The 22,889-nt window shown below is 49.1% G+C and carries 23 protein-coding genes; all 23 read left to right on the plus strand.

Annotation, left to right across the window (positions count from 1 at the left end):
• The first annotated feature begins 236 nt into the window (after positions 1–236).
• The 23 genes from HMPREF2959_RS08265 (at position 237) to HMPREF2959_RS08375 (ending at position 22,885) form a co-directional block, all read left to right on the plus strand.
• A complete protein-coding gene (locus tag HMPREF2959_RS08265) occupies positions 237–857 on the plus strand; it encodes a fused MFS/spermidine synthase (protein ID WP_002216329.1) in 621 nt (206 codons plus the stop codon).
• Positions 858–879: 22 nt separating this feature from the next.
• Positions 880–2,331 carry a fused MFS/spermidine synthase gene (locus HMPREF2959_RS08270; RefSeq protein ID WP_002218639.1) on the plus strand — a complete coding sequence of 484 codons (1,452 nt, stop codon included), beginning with the start codon at positions 880–882 and terminating at the stop codon, positions 2,329–2,331.
• Positions 2,332–2,794: 463 nt separating this feature from the next.
• Positions 2,795–3,151, plus strand: a complete 357-nt coding sequence (locus HMPREF2959_RS08275; RefSeq protein WP_002243875.1) for an NADH-quinone oxidoreductase subunit A — start codon at positions 2,795–2,797, stop codon at positions 3,149–3,151.
• Positions 3,142–3,624 carry a NuoB/complex I 20 kDa subunit family protein gene (locus tag HMPREF2959_RS08280; protein WP_002215610.1) on the plus strand — a complete coding sequence of 161 codons (483 nt, stop codon included), beginning with the start codon at positions 3,142–3,144 and terminating at the stop codon, positions 3,622–3,624. Before HMPREF2959_RS08275 ends, HMPREF2959_RS08280 begins: the two co-directional genes overlap by 10 nt.
• 12 nt (positions 3,625–3,636) lie before the next feature.
• Positions 3,637–4,230 (plus strand): NADH-quinone oxidoreductase subunit C, encoded by a 594-nt coding sequence (locus HMPREF2959_RS08285; RefSeq protein WP_002216335.1) that lies wholly within the window; start codon positions 3,637–3,639, stop codon positions 4,228–4,230.
• On the plus strand, positions 4,220–5,476 hold the full coding sequence (gene nuoD, locus HMPREF2959_RS08290) for an NADH dehydrogenase (quinone) subunit D (protein WP_002223322.1): 1,257 nt from the start codon (positions 4,220–4,222) through the stop codon (positions 5,474–5,476). Before HMPREF2959_RS08285 ends, nuoD begins: the two co-directional genes overlap by 11 nt.
• A complete protein-coding gene (nuoE, locus tag HMPREF2959_RS08295; RefSeq protein ID WP_002221611.1) occupies positions 5,476–5,949 on the plus strand; it encodes an NADH-quinone oxidoreductase subunit NuoE in 474 nt (157 codons plus the stop codon). The genes nuoD and nuoE overlap by 1 nt, the downstream gene beginning before the upstream one ends.
• 389 nt (positions 5,950–6,338) lie before the next feature.
• Positions 6,339–7,640, plus strand: a complete 1,302-nt coding sequence (gene nuoF, locus HMPREF2959_RS08300; RefSeq protein ID WP_002228922.1) for an NADH-quinone oxidoreductase subunit NuoF — start codon at positions 6,339–6,341, stop codon at positions 7,638–7,640.
• On the plus strand, positions 7,640–8,077 hold the full coding sequence (locus HMPREF2959_RS08305) for a hypothetical protein (RefSeq protein WP_002228924.1): 438 nt from the start codon (positions 7,640–7,642) through the stop codon (positions 8,075–8,077). Before nuoF ends, HMPREF2959_RS08305 begins: the two co-directional genes overlap by 1 nt.
• A 289-nt stretch (positions 8,078–8,366) precedes the next feature.
• Positions 8,367–10,628: an NADH-quinone oxidoreductase subunit NuoG gene (nuoG, locus tag HMPREF2959_RS08310; RefSeq protein WP_002234490.1), complete on the plus strand. Its 2,262-nt coding sequence runs from the start codon at positions 8,367–8,369 to the stop codon at positions 10,626–10,628.
• A 2-nt stretch (positions 10,629–10,630) separates the two neighbouring features.
• Complete coding sequence (nuoH, locus tag HMPREF2959_RS08315) at positions 10,631–11,707, plus strand: NADH-quinone oxidoreductase subunit NuoH (protein ID WP_002228932.1); 1,077 nt, start codon at positions 10,631–10,633, stop codon at positions 11,705–11,707.
• An 80-nt stretch (positions 11,708–11,787) separates the two neighbouring features.
• Entirely contained in the window at positions 11,788–12,267 is a 480-nt protein-coding gene (gene nuoI / locus HMPREF2959_RS08320) for an NADH-quinone oxidoreductase subunit NuoI (protein WP_002216341.1), read from the plus strand.
• Positions 12,268–12,297: 30 nt separating this feature from the next.
• On the plus strand, positions 12,298–13,005 hold the full coding sequence (locus HMPREF2959_RS08325; protein ID WP_002221911.1) for a hypothetical protein: 708 nt from the start codon (positions 12,298–12,300) through the stop codon (positions 13,003–13,005).
• Between the two features lie 35 nt (positions 13,006–13,040).
• On the plus strand, positions 13,041–13,712 hold the full coding sequence (locus tag HMPREF2959_RS08330) for an NADH-quinone oxidoreductase subunit J (protein ID WP_002243877.1): 672 nt from the start codon (positions 13,041–13,043) through the stop codon (positions 13,710–13,712).
• Positions 13,709–14,014, plus strand: coding sequence for an NADH-quinone oxidoreductase subunit NuoK (gene nuoK, locus HMPREF2959_RS08335; RefSeq protein ID WP_002215628.1), 306 nt, complete (start codon positions 13,709–13,711; stop codon positions 14,012–14,014). The genes HMPREF2959_RS08330 and nuoK overlap by 4 nt, the downstream gene beginning before the upstream one ends.
• A gap of 33 nt (positions 14,015–14,047) precedes the next feature.
• The gene (gene fic / locus HMPREF2959_RS08340; RefSeq protein ID WP_002215631.1) at positions 14,048–14,623 is read left to right on the plus strand and encodes a protein adenylyltransferase Fic; all 576 of its coding nucleotides are present in this window, start codon (positions 14,048–14,050) and stop codon (positions 14,621–14,623) included.
• 123 nt (positions 14,624–14,746) lie between these two features.
• Positions 14,747–15,088: a hypothetical protein gene (locus tag HMPREF2959_RS08345; protein WP_002215633.1), complete on the plus strand. Its 342-nt coding sequence runs from the start codon at positions 14,747–14,749 to the stop codon at positions 15,086–15,088.
• A 48-nt stretch (positions 15,089–15,136) separates the two neighbouring features.
• Positions 15,137–17,161 carry an NADH-quinone oxidoreductase subunit L gene (nuoL, locus tag HMPREF2959_RS08350; protein ID WP_002243878.1) on the plus strand — a complete coding sequence of 675 codons (2,025 nt, stop codon included), beginning with the start codon at positions 15,137–15,139 and terminating at the stop codon, positions 17,159–17,161.
• 214 nt (positions 17,162–17,375) lie between these two features.
• The gene (locus tag HMPREF2959_RS08355) at positions 17,376–17,696 is read left to right on the plus strand and encodes a cupin domain-containing protein (RefSeq protein WP_002233457.1); all 321 of its coding nucleotides are present in this window, start codon (positions 17,376–17,378) and stop codon (positions 17,694–17,696) included.
• Between the two features lie 74 nt (positions 17,697–17,770).
• Positions 17,771–19,486 (plus strand): DUF262 domain-containing protein, encoded by a 1,716-nt coding sequence (locus tag HMPREF2959_RS08360; protein WP_002243879.1) that lies wholly within the window; start codon positions 17,771–17,773, stop codon positions 19,484–19,486.
• Between the two features lie 36 nt (positions 19,487–19,522).
• Positions 19,523–21,019 (plus strand): NADH-quinone oxidoreductase subunit M, encoded by a 1,497-nt coding sequence (locus tag HMPREF2959_RS08365; protein WP_002243880.1) that lies wholly within the window; start codon positions 19,523–19,525, stop codon positions 21,017–21,019.
• A 9-nt stretch (positions 21,020–21,028) separates the two neighbouring features.
• Positions 21,029–22,474: an NADH-quinone oxidoreductase subunit NuoN gene (gene nuoN / locus HMPREF2959_RS08370; protein WP_002221602.1), complete on the plus strand. Its 1,446-nt coding sequence runs from the start codon at positions 21,029–21,031 to the stop codon at positions 22,472–22,474.
• A gap of 111 nt (positions 22,475–22,585) precedes the next feature.
• A complete protein-coding gene (locus HMPREF2959_RS08375; RefSeq protein ID WP_002226942.1) occupies positions 22,586–22,885 on the plus strand; it encodes a DUF2818 family protein in 300 nt (99 codons plus the stop codon).
• Positions 22,886–22,889 lie beyond the last annotated feature (4 nt).

Genomic DNA, 22,889 nt, shown 5'->3' on the forward strand with positions numbered 1-22,889 from the left:
CCATTTTAAAACAATTAGTAAAATCGAGTTTATCTTAGTTGTCCAGGACAGCCCCATTATTTTTATAACACCGTGAAGCCGCACAGCAGTTTGAACAGTGATACGCCGTTTGCGGGCTTACGAGTTTATTTTCCCGGCCTGCAGTTTGAGCAATACGGTGATTTCCTACGGTTAATACAAATGTTTACACATTGATACATTTCATTTATAGTTCCGCCTATTTGAAAATAGAAAATATGAATTCGACCGCAAGTAAAACCCTGAAAGGATTGTCGCTGGTGTTTTTCGCCTCTGGCTTCTGCGCCCTGATTTACCAGGTCAGCTGGCAGAGGCTTCTATTCAGTCACATAGGTATCGATTTGAGTTCGATTACTGTCATTATTTCTGTATTTATGGTCGGCTTGGGTGTAGGTGCGTATTTCGGTGGACGCATTGCTGACCGTTTTCCTTCAAGTATCATCCCCCTGTTTTGCATCGCTGAAGTATCCATCGGTCTGTTCGGTTTGGTAAGCAGGAGTCTGATTTCCGGCTTGGGGCATCTTTTAGTTGAGGCTGATTTGCCCATCATCGCTGCTGCCAATTTCCTCTTATTGCTGCTTCCTACCTTTATGATGGGCGCGACCTTGCCCTTGCTGACCTGTTTTTTTAACCGGAAAATACATAATGTTGGCGAGTCTATCGGTACCTTATATTTTTTCAACACTTTGGGTGCGGCACTCGGATCGCTTGCCGCCGCCGAATTTTTCTACGTCTTTTTTACCCTCTCCCAAACCATTGCGCTGACAGCCTGCTTTAACCTTCTGATTGCTGCTTCAGTATGGCTGCGTTACAGAAAGGATGGATATAGTGAACACTAAACCGAATACTAGTTTGATTTATATGCTTTCTTTCCTTAGCGGCTTATTGAGCTTGGGTATAGAAGTCTTGTGGGTAAGGATGTTTTCGTTCGCAGCACAGTCCGTGCCTCAGGCATTTTCATTTACTCTTGCCTGTTTTCTGACCGGTATCGCCGTCGGCGCGTATTTTGGCAAACGGATTTGCCGCAGCCGCTTTGTTGATATTCCCTTTATCGGGCAGTGCTTCTTGTGGGCGGGTATTGCCGACTTTTTGATTTTGGGTGCTGCGTGGTTGTTGACGGGTTTTTCCGGCTTCGTCCACCACGCCGGTATCTTCATTACCCTGTCTGCCGTCGTCAGAGGGTTGATTTTCCCGCTCGTACACCATGTGGGTACGGATGGCAACAAATCCGGACGACAGGTTTCCAATGTTTATTTCGCCAACGTTGCCGGCAGTGCATTGGGTCCGGTCCTTATCGGCTTTGTGATACTTGATTTCTTGTCCACCCAACAGATTTACCTGCTCATCTGTTTGATTTCTGCTGCTGTCCCTTTGTTTTGTACACTGTTCCAAAAAAGTCTCCGACTGAATGCAGTGTCGGTAGCAGTTTCCCTAATGTTCGGCATCCTCATGTTCCTACTGCCGGATTCTGTCTTTCAAAATATTGCTGACCGTCCGGATCGGCTGATTGAAAACAAACACGGCATTGTTGCGGTTTACCATAGAGATGGTGATAAGGTTGTTTATGGGGCGAATGTATACGACGGCGCATACAATACCGATGTATTCAATAGTGTCAACGGCATCGAACGTGCCTATCTGCTACCCTCCCTGAAGTCTGGCATACGCCGCATTTTCGTCGTTGGATTGAGTACAGGTTCGTGGGCGCGCGTCTTGTCTGCCATTCCGGAAATGCAGTCGATGATTGTTGCGGAAATCAATCCGGCATACCGTAGCCTTATCGCGGACGAGCCGCAAATCGCCCCGCTTTTGCAGGACAAACGTGTTGAAATTGTATTGGATGACGGTAGGAAATGGCTGCGTCGCCATCCTGATGAAAAATTCGACCTGATTTTGATGAATACGACTTGGTACTGGCGTGCCTATTCCACCAACCTGTTGAGTGCGGAATTTTTAAAACAGGTGCAAAGCCACCTTACCCCGGATGGTATTGTAATGTTTAATACCACGCACAGCCCGCATGCTTTTGCTACCGCCGTACACAGTATTCCCTATGCATACCGCTATGGGCATATGGTAGTCGGCTCGGCAACCCCGGTAGTTTTCCCTAATAAAGAACTGCTCAAGCAACGTCTCTCCCGGTTGATTTGGCCGGAAAGCGGCAGGCACGTATTTGACAGCAGCACCGTGGATGCTGCAGCACAAAAGGTTGTCTCTCGTATGCTGATTCAGATGACGGAACCTTCGGCTGGGGCGGAAGTCATTACCGACGATAATATGATTGTAGAATACAAATACGGCAGAGGGATTTAACCGTCTTAAAGGGTTTCAGGCAACGCAGGTTTTAGGTAACGTCCTGCTAGTTCAAAAAAACCGCATCACAGCAGTCGGGACAAAATGGTTTAAACATTTTGTCCCGAATTCTTATTCCTATATATAGTGGATTAACAAAAATCAGGACAAGGCGGACGAAGCCGCAGACAGTACAGATAGTACGGAACCGATTCACTTGGTGCTTAGCACCTTTAGAGAATCGTTCTCTTCGAGCTAGGGCGAGGCAACGCCGTACTGGTTTTTGTTAATCCACTATAACTACGAATTACGGTGTAAAAATTTATATGACCTTATAAAATCAAATAAGAATCGTTATCATAACATGATTGTATTTATTGGGTTTTTTTGGGCGTTTTGCCGATATTTACCTTTTAATGGTTTTTGAAATTCGCTAAAATACGAAATTATTGTAGAAATTTTGTTAACGGATTTGGGTGTAACCATGTTGTCCGCTTACTTTCCCGTCTTTGTCTTTATCCTCATCGGCCTCGCGGCCGGCGTACTGTTTATCCTGCTCGGCACAATTTTGGGCTCGAAACGTCACTATGCCGAAAAAGACGCACCTTACGAATGCGGTTTTGAAGCCTTTGAAAACGCCAGGATGAAGTTCGACGTGCGCTATTACCTCGTCGCCATCCTCTTTATCCTGTTTGATTTGGAGGTCGCGTTTATGCTGCCGTGGGCGGTGGTGTTTAAAGAATTGGGCGCGTACGGCTTCTGGTCTATGCTGGTGTTTATCGTCGTTCTGACGGTAGGCTTTGTTTACGAATGGAAAAAAGGTGCGCTGGAATGGGAATAGAAGGCGTTTTGAAAAAAGGTTTCATCACCACCAGCGCGGATACGGTGTTGAACTATATGCGTACCGGTTCATTGTGGCCGGTTACTTTCGGCTTGGCCTGCTGCGCCGTGGAAATGATGCACGCGGGTATGGCGCGTTATGACCTTGACCGCTTCGGCATCATTTTCCGTCCGTCCCCACGTCAGGCCGACCTGATGATTGTGGCAGGTACGCTGACCAATAAAATGGCGCCCGCCCTGCGCCGCGTATACGACCAGCTTGCCGAGCCGCGCTGGGTATTGTCTATGGGCTCGTGTGCCAACGGCGGCGGTTATTATCACTATTCTTATTCCGTTGTGCGCGGTGCCGACCGCGTCGTGCCGGTAGATGTTTATGTGCCGGGTTGTCCGCCGACTGCGGAAGCCCTGATTTACGGCCTGATTCAGCTCCAACAAAAAATCAAGCGCACTTCCACCATCGCGCGTGACGAGTAAGGAGAGGACGATATGGCAAGCATTCAAAACTTATACGAGACCGTCGTCGGTGTGCTTGGCGATCAGGCAAGCAAAGTCATTTCAGCTTTGGGCGAGATTACCGTCGAGTGTCTGCCCGAACACTATATTTCCGTCATGACCGCATTGCGCGACCATGAAGAACTGCATTTTGAGCTTCTGGTTGACTTGTGCGGTGTCGATTACAGCACTTACAAAAACGAAGTATGGCAGGGCAAACGCTTCGCCGTCGTCAGCCAGCTTCTTTCCGTTAAAAACAATCAGCGCATCCGCGTACGCGTCTGGGTTTCAGACGACGACTTCCCCGTGGTCGAATCCGTCGTCGATATTTACAACAGCGCGGATTGGTACGAACGCGAAGCCTTCGATATGTACGGCATTATGTTTAACAACCACCCGGACTTGCGCCGCATCCTGACCGATTACGGTTTCGTTGGACATCCGTTCCGCAAAGACTTCCCGATTTCCGGCTATGTGGAAATGCGTTACGACGAAGAGCAAAAACGCGTGATTTACCAACCTGTTACCATCGAGCCGCGCGAGATCACGCCGCGTATCGTCCGTGAGGAGAACTACGGTGGCCAATAAATTAAGAAACTACACCATCAACTTCGGCCCGCAACACCCTGCGGCGCACGGCGTATTGCGTATGATTTTGGAGTTGGACGGCGAACAAATCGTCCGTGCCGACCCGCATATCGGCCTCCTGCACCGCGGTACTGAAAAACTGGCTGAAACCAAAACCTATCTGCAAGCCCTGCCTTATATGGACAGGCTGGACTACGTTTCCATGATGGTCAACGAGCAGGCATACTGCTTGGCGGTAGAAAAACTCGCCGGAATTGATGTACCTATCCGCGCCCAATACATCCGCGTGATGTTCGCCGAAGTAACGCGCATCCTCAATCACTTGATGGGCATCGGTTCGCACGCATTCGACATTGGTGCGATGACCGCCATCCTTTATGCCTTCCGCGACCGCGAAGAGTTGATGGACTTGTACGAAGCCGTGTCCGGCGCACGTATGCACGCAGCCTACTTCCGTCCCGGCGGCGTTTACCGCGACCTGCCCGACTTCATGCCCAAATACGAGGGCAGCAAATTCCGCAATGCCAAAGTATTGAAGCAGCTCAACGAATCCCGCGAAGGCACGATGCTCGACTTTATCGATGCCTTCTGCGAACGTTTCCCGAAAAACATCGACACACTCGAAACCCTCCTGACCGACAACCGTATTTGGAAACAGCGTACCGTCGGCATCGGCGTCGTCTCCCCCGAACGTGCCATGCAAAAAGGCTTTACCGGCGTGATGTTGCGCGGTTCGGGCGTGGAATGGGACGTGCGTAAGACACAGCCTTACGAAGTGTACGACAAAATGGATTTCGACATCCCTGTCGGCGTGAACGGCGACTGCTACGACCGCTACCTCTGCCGTATGGAAGAAATGCGTCAATCCGTACGCATCATCAAACAATGTTCCGAGTGGTTGCGTGTCAATCCGGGTCCGGTCATTACCACAAACCACAAATTCGCTCCGCCCAAACGTACCGAAATGAAAACAGGTATGGAAGACCTGATTCACCATTTCAAACTCTTTACCGAGGGTATGCACGTTCCCGAGGGCGAGACCTACACCGCTGTCGAACATCCGAAAGGCGAGTTCGGCGTTTACATCATTTCAGACGGCGCAAACAAACCCTACCGCCTGAAAATCCGCGCACCCGGCTTCGCCCATCTGCAAGGCATGGACGAAATGGCAAAAGGCCACATGCTCGCCGACGTCGTTGCCATCATCGGTACGCAGGACATCGTATTCGGGGAGGTTGACCGATAATGTTATCCGCAGAGTCCTTAAAACAAATCGACACAGAACTGGCGAAATATCCCGCCGACCAACGCCGTTCCGCCATCATGGGTGCGTTGCGTATCGCCCAAACCGAAAAAGGCTGGCTCGCCCCCGAAACCATCGCTTTTGTTGCCGACTATATCGGCATCACGCCTGCACAAGCCTACGAAGTCGCCACTTTCTACAATATGTACGACCTTGAGCCTGTCGGCAAATACAAACTGACCGTTTGTACCAACCTGCCCTGCGCCCTGCGCGGCGGTATGGCTACCGGCGAATACCTCAAACAAAAACTCGGTATCGGCTACGGCGAAACTACCCCTGACGGCAAGTTTACCCTTGTCGAAGGCGAATGCATGGGCGCATGCGGCGACGCTCCCGTTATGCTGGTCAACAACCACAGCATGTGCAGCTTTATGACCGAAGAAGCGATTGAGAAGAAACTGGCGGAGTTGGAGTAGGTCGTCTGAAACGACGATTTAAACGTAGGTCGGATACTTGTAGCCGACAGAGTGGGTAAAAAGGCAAAATGTCGGATTTAAGAATCCGCCCTACTGAAATACCGAAATGCCGTCATTCCCGCGCAGGCGGGAATCCACCGGTAAGATTCGGTTTCTGAATTTAATAAGACATTGCTTACCATTGAGGATGGATTCCCGCCTGCGCGGGAATGACGACAGACAAGCAAGTGGTCGAGATCCAACAAAAACGATTAAAGGTCGTCTGAAAATATCGATTTGATAAACTAGATTTTATTTCAGACGACGTTACAAGCCGGTACACAAAGACATCTTAAGGTCGTCTGAAACAGCGGCCGCAACCGATACGAAAACAAACAGGCACACCAAAAATGGCTATTTACCAATCAGGCGTGATTTTTGACCAAGTGGATACCGCCAATCCCGATTGCTGGACATTGGACGAATACGTCAAACGTGGCGGTTATACCGCCCTGCGTAAAATCCTGTCCGAAAACATCTCGCAAACCGATGTGATTGACGAAGTCAAAACCTCCGGCTTGCGCGGTCGTGGCGGTGCGGGCTTCCCGACCGGTTTGAAATGGAGCTTTATGCCCCGTTCTTTCCCCGGCGAAAAGTACGTCGTTTGCAACACCGACGAAGGCGAGCCGGGTACATTTAAAGACCGCGACATTATTATGTTCAACCCCCATGCCCTGATTGAAGGCATGATTATCGCCGGTTACGCGATGGGCGCGAAAGCCGGTTACAACTATATCCACGGCGAAATTTTTGAAGGCTACCAACGCTTTGAGGCCGCTTTGGAGCAGGCGCGTGCCGCAGGCTTTTTGGGTAAAAATATTTTGGGTTCGGATTTTGAATTCGAACTCTTCGCCCACCACGGCTACGGTGCATACATCTGCGGCGAAGAAACCGCATTGCTTGAATCGCTGGAAGGCAAAAAAGGCCAGCCGCGCTTTAAACCGCCATTCCCTGCTTCGTTCGGCCTGTACGGCAAACCGACTACCATCAACAATACCGAAACTTTCTCCTCCGTTTCATTCATTATCCGTGACGGCGGACAGGCATTTGCCGATAAAGGTATTCCGAATGCAGGCGGTACCAAATTATTCTGTATTTCCGGCCATGTCGAGCGTCCGGGCAACTATGAAGTGCCATTGGGCACACCGTTTGCCGAAGTCTTGAAAATGGCAGGCGGTATGCGCGGCGGCAAAAAACTCAAGGCCGTTATTCCTGGCGGTTCGTCCGCGCCCGTATTGCCTGCCGACATCATGATGCAGACAAATATGGACTACGACTCGATTTCCAAAGCAGGCTCGATGCTGGGTTCTGGCGCGATTATCGTCATGGACGAAGACGTGTGCATGGTGAAAGCCCTTGAGCGCCTGAGCTACTTCTACTACGACGAGTCTTGCGGCCAATGTACGCCTTGCCGAGAAGGCACCGGCTGGCTTTACCGCATCGTCCACCGCATCGTAGAAGGCAAAGGCCGCATGGAAGATTTGGATTTGCTGGATTCTGTCGGCAACCAAATGGCAGGCCGCACCATCTGCGCCCTTGCCGATGCCGCCGTCTTCCCCGTCCGAAGCTTTACCAAGCATTTCCGTGATGAGTTTGTGCATTACATCGAACACGGCGGACCGATGAAAGAGCATAAGTGGGGAGGGTGGTAATGGTGGAAGCTAAAATTTTTATTCTATACGGTGCAGCCAACAAAGGTAAGAGTACGACACTCAATACGCTTTTTAATCAGATTTGTTGGAAATTTTCTAAATTTCTAGTCTTTTTTGAAAGACATGGAAATGGCTTAGATTTTGTTGCAGTATTTGATCATGAAGGTCAGAGAATTGGTTTTTATTCATCTGGTGATAATGAATACGAGGTTAGGAGAAATTTATACAAACTTTATTCGCATAATTGTGATTTTATTTTTGGCACGTCAAGGACACGGGGTGGTAGTTGCGATGCAGTAGGATGTTATGCAGAGTTATTGCATGGCGATGTAAATATAATTAATTGGTGTGAAAAGTTTGAGCCTACAGATGAAGACAATGAGCGTGCTGTTAAAGAGTTATTTAAGTCATTTAAAAATATAATAAATGAGTTATAGTTTTAGTTGGTTTTATATTGGTTAAAAGCAAAATGCTAAAAATTTAACTTTGCCGTCATTCCCGCGTAGGCGGGAATCCATAGTGGAATTTACAGAACCCGATATTTGAAAAGCAGTTGCCGAAATTCAAAAAATGGATTCCCGCCTGTGCGGGAATGACGGCAAGGTGGCAGTAAACGTTTTAAACAGTATTGATTGTCAATGAAACTCAAAAGGCCGTCTGAAACCCATTTTTCAGACGACCTCCATAAAAGATTATTTATCAAATACCCGTAACTAGGAACGAACCATGTTACAAATCGAAATCGACGGCAAACAAGTATCTGTGGAGCAGGGCGCGACGGTGATTGAAGCCGCGCACAAGCTCGGTACTTATATTCCGCATTTCTGTTACCACAAAAAACTTTCCATCGCCGCCAACTGCCGTATGTGTCTGGTGAACGTAGAAAAAGCCCCAAAACCCCTGCCTGCCTGTGCCACGCCGGTTACAGACGGCATGATTGTGCGTACGCATTCGGCAAAAGCCCGAGAGGCGCAGGAAGGCGTGATGGAGTTCCTGCTCATCAACCATCCGCTTGATTGTCCGACCTGCGACCAAGGCGGGGAATGCCAGTTGCAGGATTTGGCGGTGGGCTACGGAAAAACCACCAGCCGCTACACCGAAGAAAAACGTTCCGTCGTCGGCAAAGACATGGGGCCTTTGGTTTCCGCCGAGGAAATGAGCCGCTGTATCCACTGCACCCGCTGCGTTCGTTTCACTGAAGAAATCGCCGGTTTGCAGGAAATTGCGATGGTGAATCGCGGCGAACACTCCGAAATCATGCCCTTTATCGGCAAAACGGTGGAAACCGAGCTGTCGGGCAACGTCATCGATTTGTGTCCTGTCGGCGCATTGACCAGCAAACCGTTCCGCTTCAACGCGCGTACTTGGGAATTGAACCGCCGCAAATCCGTTTCCGCCCATGACGCTTTGGGCAGCAACCTGATTATACAAACCAAAGACCATACCGTCCGCCGCGTGTTGCCGCTGGAAAACGAAGCGATTAACGAATGTTGGCTGTCTGACCGCGACCGTTTTGCCTATGAAGGCCTGTATCACGAAAGCCGTTTGAAAAACCCGAAAATCAAACAGGGCGGCGAGTGGATGGACGTGGATTGGAAAACCGCGTTGGAATATGTCCACAGCGCAATTAAATGTATCGCCAAAGACGGCAACCAAAATCAAGTCGGCGTTTGGGCCAATCCGATGAATACGGTTGAAGAGCTGTATTTGGCCAAAAAGCTTGCCGACGGCTTGGGTGTTAAAAACTTTGCCACCCGTCTGCGCCAACAAGACAAACGTCTTTCAGACGGCATTAAAGGTGCGCAATGGTTGGGACAAAGCATTGAATCGCTGGCGGACAACGATGCCGTATTGGTAGTCGGTGCGAACCTGCGCAAAGAACAGCCGCTTCTGACCGCCCGCCTGCGCCGCGCCGCTAAAGACCGCATGGCTTTGAGCGTATTGGCAAGCAGTAAAGAAGAATTGTTTATGCCGCTTCTGTCTCAAGAAGCCGTACATCCCGACGAGTGGGCAGGTCGTCTGAAAAACCTGTCTGCCGATGCGGAACACGCCGTTACCGCCAGCCTGAAAAACGCTGAAAAAGCAGCGGTGATTTTGGGCGCGGAAGTGCAAAACCATCCTGATTACGCCGCCATTTATGCCGCCGCGCAAGAGCTGGCGGACGCGACCGGCGCAGTGCTGGGTATTTTGCCGCAAGCCGCCAACAGTGTTGGTGCGGATGTCTTGAATGTAAACTCCGGCGAGAGCGTTGCCGAAATGGCAAACGCGCCGAAACAGGCAGTCTTGTTGCTCAACGTCGAGCCGGAAATTGATACGGTTGACGGTGCAAAAGCCGTAGCCGCGTTGAAACAGGCAAAAAGCGTGATGGCGTTTACGCCGTTTGTCAGCGAAACGCTGCTGGACGTGTGCGACGTGTTGTTGCCGATTGCACCGTTTACCGAAACCTCAGGCAGCTTCATCAATATGGAAGGCCGTCTGCAATCTTTCCACGGCGTGGTACAAGGCTTCGGCGATTCGCGTCCGATGTGGAAAGTATTGCGCGTATTGGGCAATCTGTTTGACCTGAAAGGTTTTGAATATCACGATACCGCTGCGATTCTGAAAGACGCGCTGGATGCAGAAAGCCTGCCGTCCAAACTGGACAACCGTAGCACATGGACAGGGGAGGGCGTTCAGACGGCCTCAGACCGCCTTGTCCGTGTCGGCGGCGTCGGTATTTATCACACTGATTCTATCGTGCGCCGTTCCGCACCGTTGCAAGAAACCAGCCATGCCGCCGTGCCTGCCGCGCGTGTAAATCCGAACACTTTGGCACGCTTGGGCCTGCAAGACGGACAAATTGCTGTCGCCAAACAAAACGGCGCAAGCGTATCGGTTGCCGTCAAAGCCGATGCCGGTTTGCCTGAAAACGTGGTGCATCTGCCGCTGCATACCGAAAATGCCGCGCTGGGTGCGTTGATGGACACTATTGAACTGGCGGGAGCTTGATCATGCAAGAATGGTTCCAAAACCTCTTTGCCGCAACGCTCGGTCTGGGCGATTTGGGTATTACCGTAGGCTTGGTGGTATCCGTCATCGTCAAAATTGTGATTATCCTGATTCCGCTGATTCTGACCGTTGCCTACCTGACGTATTTCGAACGTAAAGTCATCGGCTTTATGCAGCTTCGTGTCGGCCCGAACGTAACCGGCCCGTGGGGTCTGATTCAGCCGTTTGCCGACGTGTTCAAACTCTTGTTTAAAGAAGTAACCCGTCCGAAGTTGTCAAACAAAGCCCTGTTCTACATCGGCCCGATTATGTCGCTCGCCCCGTCTTTTGCGGCATGGGCAGTGATTCCGTTCAACGAAGAATGGGTGCTGACCAATATCAATATCGGCCTTTTGTACATCCTGATGATTACCTCGCTGTCGGTTTACGGCGTGATCATCGCGGGCTGGGCTTCCAACTCCAAATATTCGTTCCTGGGCGCAATGCGTGCCTCCGCGCAAAGCATTTCTTACGAAATCGCCATGAGTGCCGCGCTGGTGTGCGTCGTGATGGTATCGGGCAGTATGAACTTCTCCGACATCGTTGCCGCGCAAGCCAAAGGTATTGCCGGCGGTTCGGTATTCTCGTGGAACTGGCTGCCGCTCTTCCCCATCTTCATCGTTTATCTGATTTCCGCCGTTGCCGAAACCAACCGTGCGCCGTTTGACGTGGCAGAGGGTGAGTCTGAAATCGTTGCCGGTCACCACGTCGAATATTCCGGCTTCGCGTTCGCGCTGTTCTTCCTTGCCGAATACATTTTCATGATTCTGATTGCCGCGCTGACATCGTTGATGTTCCTCGGTGGCTGGTTGTCTCCGTTCCCGCAAAGCTGGGGCTTTATCGGTACGCCTTCCGCATTCTGGATGTTCGTGAAAATGGCGGCGGTTCTGTACTGGTACCTGTGGATCCGTGCAACCTTCCCGCGCTACCGTTACGACCAAATCATGCGTTTGGGCTGGAAAGTGCTGATTCCGATCGGCTTCGCCTACATCGTGGTTTTGGGCGTGTGGATGATTTCACCGCTGAATTTGTGGAAATAAGTTTCAGACGGCATCTTGAGGCCGTCTGAACAAAGCGATTTTGAATACCTAACGAAATCCCTGTTTTGAGGGAACATAATATGGCTAACTTAGTAAAAACCTTTCTGCTTGGCGAATTGGTAAAAGGTATGGGCGTAACGCTCAAAAACTTTTTCGCCCGCAAAGACACGATTTATTTTCCCGAAGAGAAAACGCCGCAATCCGTGCGTTTCCGCGGCCTGCACGCGCAACGCCGTTATCCGAACGGCGAAGAGCGCTGTATTGCGTGTAAATTGTGTGAGGCAGTTTGTCCGGCAATGGCGATTAACATCGAATCGGAAGAACGTGAAGACGGTACCCGCCGCACCAAGCGTTACGACATCGATCTGACCAAGTGCATCTTCTGCGGTTTCTGCGAAGAGGCCTGCCCGACCGATGCGATTGTGGAAACCCATATTTTTGAATACCACGGCGAGAAAAAAGGCGACTTGCACATGACCAAGCCGATTCTTTTGGCCATTGGCGATAAATACGAAGCTGAAATAGCCAAACGCAAAGCCGCTGACGCGCCGTATCGTTAATGCTTTGGGGCTTCTTGGAAGGTTTTAAATATGGAAGGACTGATTAATGCATTGAAATATTTAGCCGAACATGAGCCAATAGATAATTTTGAAGAAATTAGAACTAGAAATAGTCCGATTGAGTTGCCAAGTGGATTAAGTAATTTTGAACAAAATATTTTTTTAAAAGAAAATTTATCCCCAAAATTACAAAATGATGATAGCTTGAAGACGCATTATTGGATTATCCGTGAATGGGGTGGGATTAAAAGTTTTAAACAATCTGCTGAAAATAGCCAGCTTATTCGTCAATTTTTATCGGAACTTAATTCGGGAAAATTGAGTAGTGGTTTGTTGAAAATTTCATCATTATCTAAATTGGCTTCTTTTATAGATTGTGAGCGATTCGCCATTTATGATTCACGCGCTATTTTTTCGTTGAATTGGTTGTTGTTTAAATTTACAAATGCAGATTTGTTTTTTCAGCCACAAGGTAGAAATAGGGAACTAGAAATCCGAAATATGAACGTATTGTTTCATTTTTCTGATATCAAACCGAATTATCGGAAACCAGACGTTTCGTTTCATCAATATTGTGGATTGTTACAAGATTTGGCGAAACAAGTTTATGGTAAACAAGCAAAACCGTATCACATAGAAATGTTGTTATTCAAAATTGCGACAACGTGGATTTGTGCGGATATGGATCAACTGATTAAGTTTGATTGTTTGCGTAACCAGGATTTTCAGACTGCTTGAAACCATATTTTTGATTAATAAAGAAAGCATAGACTATGACTTTCCAACTGATTTTATTTTATATTTTTGCAGTGATAATTCTTTATGGCGCGATCAAAACCGTCACCGCTAAAAATCCTGTTCACGCCGCTTTGCATCTGGTGTTGACCTTCTGCGTGAGCGCGATGCTTTGGATGCTGATGCAGGCTGAGTTTTTGGGCGTGACGCTGGTGGTGGTTTACGTCGGCGCCGTGATGGTGTTGTTCCTGTTCGTCGTGATGATGTTGAACATCGACATTGAAGAAATGCGTGCCGGTTTCTGGCGGCACGCGCCTGTTGCCGGTGTGGTCGGCACATTGTTGGCAGTTGCCCTGATTCTGATTCTGGTCAATCCGAAAACCGACCTTGCCGCATTTGGGCTGATGAAAGACATTCCCGCCGATTACAACAACATCCGCGATTTGGGCAGCCGTATTTATACCGACTATCTGCTGCCGTTTGAATTGGCGGCGGTATTGCTGCTGTTGGGCATGGTAGCCGCGATTGCGCTGGTTCACCGTAAAACCACCAATCCGAAACGCATGGATCCTGCCGACCAAGTTAAAGTACGTGCCGACCAAGGCCGTATGCGTCTGGTGAAAATGGAAGCGGTCAAACCGCAAGTCGAATCTGCCGAAGAAAGCGAAGTTTCAGACGGTCTCAAGCCGGAAGGGGAGGGCAAAGCATGATTACCTTGACGCATTATCTGGTATTGGGCGCGCTCCTGTTCGGTATCAGCGCGATGGGCATCTTTATGAACCGCAAAAACGTGCTGGTCTTGCTGATGTCCATCGAGCTGATGCTTTTGGCGGTGAACTTCAACTTTATCGCCTTCTCGCAACATTTGGGCGATACCGCCGGACAGATTTTCGTATTCTTCGTACTGACCGTTGCCGCTGCCGAATCTGCCATCGGTTTGGCGATTATGGTATTGGTGTACCGCAACCGACAAACAATCAACGTTGCCGATTTGGATGAGTTGAAAGGGTAAAGGTAGGTTGGGTCGAAACCTGACAAGACACCGATGCCGTCTGAAAACCCGATAGGAAAAACGATGAAATCCATAGACGAACAAAGCCTGCATAATGCCCGCCGCCTGTTTGAAAGCGGCGACATCGACCGTATCGAAGTCGGTACCACCGCGGGCCTGCAACAGATTCACCGTTACCTGTTCGGCGGCTTATATGATTTTGCGGGTCAAATCAGGGAAGACAACATTTCCAAAGGCGGTTTTCGTTTTGCCAACGCCATGTATTTAAAAGAGGCTTTGGTTAAAATCGAGCAGATGCCCGAGCGGACTTTTGAAGAAATCATCGCCAAATATGTTGAAATGAACATTGCCCATCCGTTTTTGGAGGGTAATGGCAGAAGTACCCGCATCTGGCTGGATTTGGTGCTGAAAAAAAACCTGAAAAAAGTCGTGAACTGGCAAAATGTAAGTAAAACCCTGTATTTGCAGGCGATGGAACGCAGCCCCGTCAACGATTTAGAACTGCGCTTTCTGTTAAAGGACAACCTGACTGACGATGTGGACAACCGTGAAATCATCTTTAAAGGTATCGAGCAGTCGTATTATTACGAAGGGTATGAAAAAGGCTGAGGGTCGTCTGAAAAGCGATTTCAGACTGTTTCAGACGACCTGATTCGGTAGGTGATCAGACGGGAGCGGATGAGAAAAGAAATTCTGGGTAAGAATAATCCGGTCTGAAATATTGGAAGAAGAATGATGGATAAAAATCAGTTAGAACAAGAATTTCATAAAGCCATGTTAAATATTTATCAGGAGGCTTTGAATTTGCCGCAACCTTACAAGGCGACACGATTTTTACAAATTGTAAATGAATTTGGTGGTAAAGAGGCGGCGGATAAATTATTGAGTACGGGGGAAAAGAAGACTCAGACCGGTTTTACAGAGCTGATTTTGAGTGGTGGCGGAGTCCACGCCTTGAAATACAGTATGGAATATCTGGTGTTACAAAAGCCGTGGTGTGATTTATTTACTGAAGAGCAATTAGCTGTGGCACGCAAACGATTGGAGCGTGTTGGATTTGTTTTTCCGAAGTAATTTTGTACGAAACAAACATAGATTTTTAAATCAATCGGATTCAATCAAATGAACGACATGACTTTATATCTCATCATCGCCCTCGTGCCTTTGGCAGGCTCGCTGATTGCGGGTTTGTTCGGCAACAAAATCGGACGTGCCGGCGCGCATACGGTTACGATACTCGGTGTGGCGGTGTCTGCCGTGCTGTCGGCTTATGTGCTGTGGGGATTCCTCAATGGCAGCCGTGCCAAGTTTGACGAAAACGTCTATACCTGGCTGACGATGGGCGGTTTGGATTTCTCCGTCGGCTTCTTGGTTGATACGATGACGGCGATGATGATGGTCGTGGTAACGGGCGTGTCGTTGATGGTGCATATCTACACCATCGGCTATATGCACGACGAAAAAGTCGGCTACCAACGCTTCTTCAGCTACATTTCTTTGTTTACATTCAGCATGTTGATGCTGATTATGAGCAACAACTTCATCCAGCTCTTCTTCGGTTGGGAAGCGGTGGGTTTGGTGTCGTATCTCTTGATCGGTTTCTATTTCAAACGCCCGAGCGCGACATTTGCCAACCTGAAAGCCTTTTTGATCAACCGTGTCGGCGACTTCGGCTTTTTGCTCGGTATCGGCTTGGTGCTTGCCTATTTCGGCGGCAGCCTGCGCTATCAGGACGTATTTGCCTATCTGCCCAACGTCCAAAATGCCACTATCCAGCTTTTCCCCGGTGTGGAATGGTCTTTGATTACCGTAACCTGCCTGATCCTGTTTGTGGGCGCGATGGGTAAATCGGCACAATTCCCACTGCACGTTTGGCTGCCTGATTCGATGGAAGGCCCGACCCCGATTTCTGCATTGATTCACGCCGCAACCATGGTTACCGCCGGTTTGTTCATGGTATCGCGTATGTCGCCGATTTATGAGATGAGCAGCACTGCGCTGTCTGTCATCATGGTAATCGGTGCGATTACTGCCCTGTTTATGGGCTTCTTGGGCGTGATTCAAAACGACATCAAACGTGTGGTTGCGTATTCCACCCTGTCGCAATTGGGCTATATGACCGTGGCTTTGGGCGCGTCCGCCTATTCCGTGGCGATGTTCCATGTGATGACCCACGCTTTCTTCAAAGCCTTGTTGTTCTTGGCGGCAGGCAGCGCGATTATCGGTATGCACCATGACCAAGACATGCGCCATATGGGCAACCTGAAAAAATATATGCCGATTACTTGGCTGACCATGCTGATCGGTAACTTGTCGCTGATTGGTACGCCGTTCTTCTCCGGCTTCTATTCCAAAGATTCAATTATCGAAGCGGCGAAATACAGCACCCTTCCCGGCAGCGGCTTTGCTTATTTTGCCGTCCTCGCCAGCGTGTTCGTTACCGCGTTTTACGCATTCCGCCAATACTTTATGGTGTTCCACGGCGAAGAAAAATGGCGCAGCCTGCCTGAACATCATGACGATCATCATGGCGAAGAGCATCACGGCTTGGGTAAAAACGACAATCCGCACGAAAGCCCGTTGGTTGTTACCCTGCCTTTGATTTTGCTTGCCATTCCGTCCGTCATCATCGGCTACGTTGTTATCGAGCCTATGCTCTACGGCGATTTTTTCAAGGATGTGATTTTCGTCAACGCCGACGCGCATCCGACCATGCACATCATGAAGGAAGAGTTCCACGGCGCATTGGCAATGGTATCGCACAGCCTGCATTCGCCTGTACTCTACCTCGCTATCGCAGGTGTATTGAGCGCATGGCTCCTGTACGTCAAACTGCCGCACCTGCCTGCGAAAATTGCACAGATATTCCGTCCGATTTATGTTTTGTTTGAAAACAAATACTACCTCGACGTCCTGTATTTCAACGTTTTTGCCAAAGGCACGCGCGCATTGGGTACCTTCTTCTGGAAAGTCGGCGATACCGCCATTATCGACAACGGTATTGTCAACGGCTCTGCCAGACTGGTCGGCGCGATTGCCGCGCAAGTGCGTAAAGCCCAAACCGGCTTTATCTACACCTACGCCGCCGCTATGGTATTCGGCGTATTGGTCTTGCTCGGCATGACCTTCTGGGGCTTGTTCAGATAAAGGCGGGTTTCAGACGACCTGTTGATAGTTTTGTAGAGGTCGTCTGAAAAGAACCATTCAATTTGTAGGTCGGATACTTGTATCCGACATGAACAAGAAAACAGTACAGCGTGTCGGATTCGAGAATCCGACTAAGGCATATCGGGATTGTTCAGATAAAAATGAGATTTTCAGACGACGTTTAGGTCGTCTGAAAAAAGAAACTTGAGAAACAATGTCAAACACACAAACCATCTGCTCTGCCGACTTCACCGCTTCCCGCGCATGGGGCGCACTCGACATCGCCAATATGAACGGCACCACTGTGCGCCTGCACTGGACGGACCAGCCCTACAAATGGCACGTCAACGACGGCGAGGAAGTGTTTGCCGTGATGGACGGCGAAGTGGACATGCACTACCGTGAAAACGGCGAAGAGCACATAGCACGGCTGCGAAGCGGCGACATCTTTTATGCCGGCATCGGCGCGGAACACGTCGCCCACCCGCGCGGCGAAACGCGGATTTTAGTGATTGAGAAAGAAGGCAGTGTTTAGGGCGGATACGCATAAGTATTATGTGCTTTTTCAGGTATCCTGAAAATCATAAATCTATCAACGAGACTTTAATCATGGCAAATCTAAATGTGAGTAGTAAAAAAATTATTAATCTGCTAGGTAATCAAGATATGCAGGAAAAATATTTTATCATTCCTGAATATCAACGCCCCTATCGCTGGGATACCGAAAAATGCGCCGTATTATGGTCTGATATTGTGGATTTTCGCCAGTCGTCCACAGGAAAAAATGAAGAATATTTTCTTGGTACAATCGTTGTTTGCCCCAATGAAAAAGGTAATTTGGAAGTAATTGATGGGCAACAGCGTTTAACATCATTACTGCTGTTATTGCGTGCGTTTTATCGAGTTTTAGAGCAAACGGAAAGTACCCCCGATACCGCAGCCAAAATTACCACACTTAAAAGCAAAATTGCCCCCTGTATTTGGGATGTTGATGTTCTAACGGCTGAAATTACCGATAGAACCGCAATCCGGCTGCATACGCAAGTTGCCACAGAAACAGATAACGAAATTTTGCACGAGATTTTGGCAAACGGTGAAATCTCAGAAGAGTGTCGTTCTAATTACGCCGTTAATTATTTGTATTTCCTGAAACAGTGCCAAGAATACGCCAGAACCAACCCAATGGATTGGTATCATCTTTGTTTAACTATTTTGAATGACTGTATTTTACTTCCGATTGAAAGTGACAGTTTAAATAGTGCATTAACCATATTTTCCACATTAAACGATAGGGGCTTGCCTTTGTCGGATGCAGATATTTTTAAAGCCAGGCTTTATAAGATGGCGCAGCAGAAAGATAAATTTGTTGAACAATGGAAGGAACTTGTTGCGTTGGCAGAGGGTGCATCTATTTCCGTAGATGATTTGTTCCGCTATTACACCCATGTATTAAGGGCGAAAGAAAAGATTACGGATAAAGAAATTGGGCTTCGCCGTTTTTATACTGACAACCGAAACAAACAGTTGGAAAACGAAAATTTGTTCAATCACTTAATTGAGCTGGCTGGATTTTGGCAGGATATTAACAACAGCAAAACTAACCAAGACGTGGAAACTTCGAACTTTGTAAATGACGAGGCGGCCAAGTGGCTGCAATGTCTGAATGTCTATCCTAATGAGTTTTGGAAATACGCCGCGAGTGTGTTCTTCATTGCAAACAAGGGTGCGCAATCCTTTAAAGATGATTTTGCAGCATTATTAAAACAGCTTACTGCATTTTTGTATGCTAAATTTTTAGTTGCGCCAACCGTAACCGCAATTAAAGATGATATTTATAAATTATGTGTTGCGATTTATCACGGTGAAAAAAACGCTTTATCATATGTTATGCCTGCACCCATACACTATGAACAAAATACAGGACGTATAACTAAAGGGTTGTTAATGATTAATGCTTATCTATTTGATGAAAAGCAGAAATTATTGCCAACTAAAACTGAAATCGAACATATCTTTCCGAAAAAATGGCAGGAAACTAACTATAATGGTTGGTCAATCATAGATGCGGAACAATATTTAGAACAACTAGGTAATAAAATTGTTTTTGAAAAACGGTTAAATATTCAGGCAGGTAACGGCTATTTTGGTAAGAAAAAGGAGCAATATCAAAAATCCGATATTGTTGAAGTGCGTGAATTAGCAGGTGAAAATGCCAATGATTGGTTACCGAGTGATATTCAGAAACGCCAGCAGCAGATTGTGGATAGATTGAAACAGTTTTTCGATAATTGTTTTGAAGCAGCCAGCATCCCCAAAAAAAATTAACTTTTCCAATAACCTCCAAACCAAACAGGTAACGCAATGTTTTCTAACCATCTTCTCAGCTTGGCAATATGGATACCCATCGCCGCAGGTGTGCTGGTTTTGGCAACGGGGTCGGACAGCCGTGCGCTGCTTGCCCGCGTGCTCGCCTTCATGGGTGCGCTTGCCGGTTTCTTGGTAACGCTGCCCCTGTTTACCGGTTTCGACCGTTTGAGCGGCGGCTATCAATTTACCGAGTTCCACGAGTGGATTCCGCTGCTGAAAATCAACTATGCATTGGGCGTGGACGGTATTTCAGTGCTCTTTATCATCTTGAATGCGTTTATTACGCTGTTGGTGGTATTGGCCGGTTGGGAAGTTATTCAGAAACGTCCGGCGCAGTATATGGCGGCATTCCTGATGATGTCGGGTTTGATTAACGGCGCGTTTGCCGCACAGGATGCGATTCTGTTTTATGTGTTCTTCGAGGGTATGCTGATTCCGCTGTACCTGATTATCGGTGTATGGGGTGGCCCGCGCCGCGTTTATGCGTCGGTCAAGCTGTTCCTCTATACGCTGATGGGTTCGCTTTTGATGCTGGTTGCCATGGTTTACCTGTACTATCAGACAGGCAGCTTCTCTATTGTCGATTTCCAAAACATCAAGCAGATTCCATTGGGCGTACAACAGCTTTTGTTTGTGGCATTCTTCCTGTCATTTGCCGTAAAAGTGCCGATGTTCCCCGTACACACTTGGCTGCCGGATGCCCACGTTGAAGCACCGACCGGCGGTTCGATGGTGTTGGCTGCGATTACGCTGAAACTGGGTGCGTATGGTTTCTTGCGCTTTATCCTGCCGATTATGCCGGATGCGGCACGCTATTTTGCCCCCGTGATCATCGTATTGAGTCTGATTGCCGTGATTTATATCGGTATGGTGGCTTTGGTGCAAACCGATATGAAGAAACTGGTGGCGTATTCGTCCATCAGCCATATGGGTTTTGTAACGCTTGGGATGTTTTTGTTTGTTGACGGGCAGTTGGACGACTGGGCGTTGAAAGGCGCAATCATTCAAATGATTTCCCACGGTTTTGTGTCTGCCGCGATGTTTATGTGCATCGGTGTGATGTACGACCGCCTGCACACGCGCAATATCGCCGATTACGGCGGCGTGGTCAACGTGATGCCCAAGTTTGCGGCGTTTATGATGTTGTTCGGTATGGCGAACGCCGGTTTGCCGGCGACTTCCGGCTTCGTGGGCGAGTTTATGGTGATTATGGGCGCGGTTAAAGTGAATTTCTGGGTGGGCGCGTTGGCGGCTATGACGCTGATTTACGGCGCGTCTTATACCCTGTGGATGTACAAGCGCGTGATTTACGGCGCGATCCACAATCCGCACGTTGCCGAAATGAAAGACATCAACTGCCGCGAATTTGCGATTCTGGCGATTTTGGCGGTTGTGGTATTGGGTATGGGTCTGTATCCGCAAGCGTTTATCGAAGTGGTGCATCAGGCGGCAAACGATTTGATTGCCCATGTGGCACAAAGCAAGATTTGAGGTGTGTAAATGAACTGGTCTGATTTGAATTTAATGCCCGCCATGCCCGAAGTCGCGCTGCTGTCGCTGCTGGTGTTATTGTTGCTGGCAGACTTGTGGGTCAGTGATGACAAACGCCGTTGGACGCATTACGGCGCGTTGGCAACGGTGGCGGTTACGGCTGTGGTGCAGCTTGCCGTTTGGGAACAGGGCAGCACGTCTTCGTTCAACGGCATGTATATTGCAGACGGTATGTCGCGTTTGGCAAAAATGGTTTTATATGCCTTGACGTTTGCCCTGTTTGTTTATGCCAAGCCCTACAACCAAGTGCGCGGTATTTTCAAAGGCGAGTTTTACACCCTGTCGCTGTTTGCCCTCTTGGGCATGAGCGTGATGGTGAGCGCGGGGCATTTTTTAACTGCCTATATCGGTTTGGAACTCTTGTCGCTTGCCCTTTACGCCCTGATTGCCCTGCGCCGCGATTCCGGCTTTGCCGCCGAAGCCGCCTTGAAATATTTTGTTTTGGGCGCGCTGGCATCCGGCCTGCTGCTCTACGGTATTTCTATGGTTTACGGCGCAACCGGTTCGCTGGAATTTGCCGGCGTGCTCGCCTCTTCCTTCAATGAAGAAGCCAATGAATGGCTGTTGAAACTGGGTCTGGTGTTTATCGTCGTCGCCGTTGCGTTCAAACTCGGCGCGGTGCCGTTCCATATGTGGGTGCCCGACGTGTATCACGGCGCGCCCACTTCTGTTACCGCCTTGGTCGGCACTGCCCCGAAAGTCGCCGCCGTCGTTTTCGCTTTCCGCATCCTCGTTACCGGGCTGGGAACCGTGCATCATGACTGGTCTCTGATGTTTGCCCTGCTTGCCGCCGCCTCGCTGCTGGTCGGCAACCTTGCCGCCATCATGCAGACCAATATCAAACGTATGCTCGCCTATTCCACCGTATCGCATATGGGCTTTATCTTGTTGGCGTTTATGGCAGGCGCGGTCGGCTTTGCGGCGGGTCTCTATTACGCCATTACCTACGCGCTGATGGCGGCGGCAGGGTTCGGCGTGTTGATGGTGTTGTCGGATGGGGACAACGAGTGCGAAAACATCAGCGATTTGGCAGGGTTGAACCAACACCGCGTATGGCTTGCCTTTTTGATGCTGCTGGTTATGTTCTCTATGGCGGGCATTCCGCCGCTGATGGGCTTTTACGCCAAATTCGGCGTGATTATGGCACTCTTAAAACAAGGCTATGTTTGGTTGTCCGTATTTGCCGTCGTGATGTCGCTGATTGGCGCGTTCTACTACCTGCGCGTGGTCAAAGTCATGTATTTTGACGAATCCGGCCGCGCCCGTCCCACCGTCGGCGGCAACAATGCCGCAAAATTCCTTTTGAGCGTCAACGCGCTGCTGTTGGTGCTGTGGGGCATTATGCCGCAAACCGTTATCGACTGGTGCGCCAAGGCGTTGGAAAACACGCTGTAAGCCGCCGCAACGGCAGCCGTGTCAGAGGCTGCCGTTTTTGTTAAGATATGCCGTTCCGCAACGCAGTTCAGACGGCATCGCCGCCGACAATGCCCAAACAGAAAGCCCGCCATGACCGCATCCATGTACATCCTTTTGCTGCTTGCCTTGATTTTTGCCAACGCCCCCTTCCTCACGACCAAGCTGTTCGGCATCGTACCGCTCAAGCGCAAACATTTCGGACACCACCTGATCGAGCTGGCGGCAGGTTTCGCGCTGACCGCCGTTCTTGCCTACATCCTCGAATCCCGTGCGGGAGCGGTACACGATCAGGGTTGGGAGTTTTACGCCACCGTCGTCTGCCTGTACCTGATTTTTGCGTTTCCCTGTTTCGTGTGGCGGTATTTTTGGCACACGCGCAACAGGGAATAGGCAG

The organism is Neisseria sp. HMSC070F02, assembly GCF_001814225.1.
Classification (GTDB): Bacteria; Pseudomonadota; Gammaproteobacteria; order Burkholderiales; family Neisseriaceae; genus Neisseria; species Neisseria meningitidis.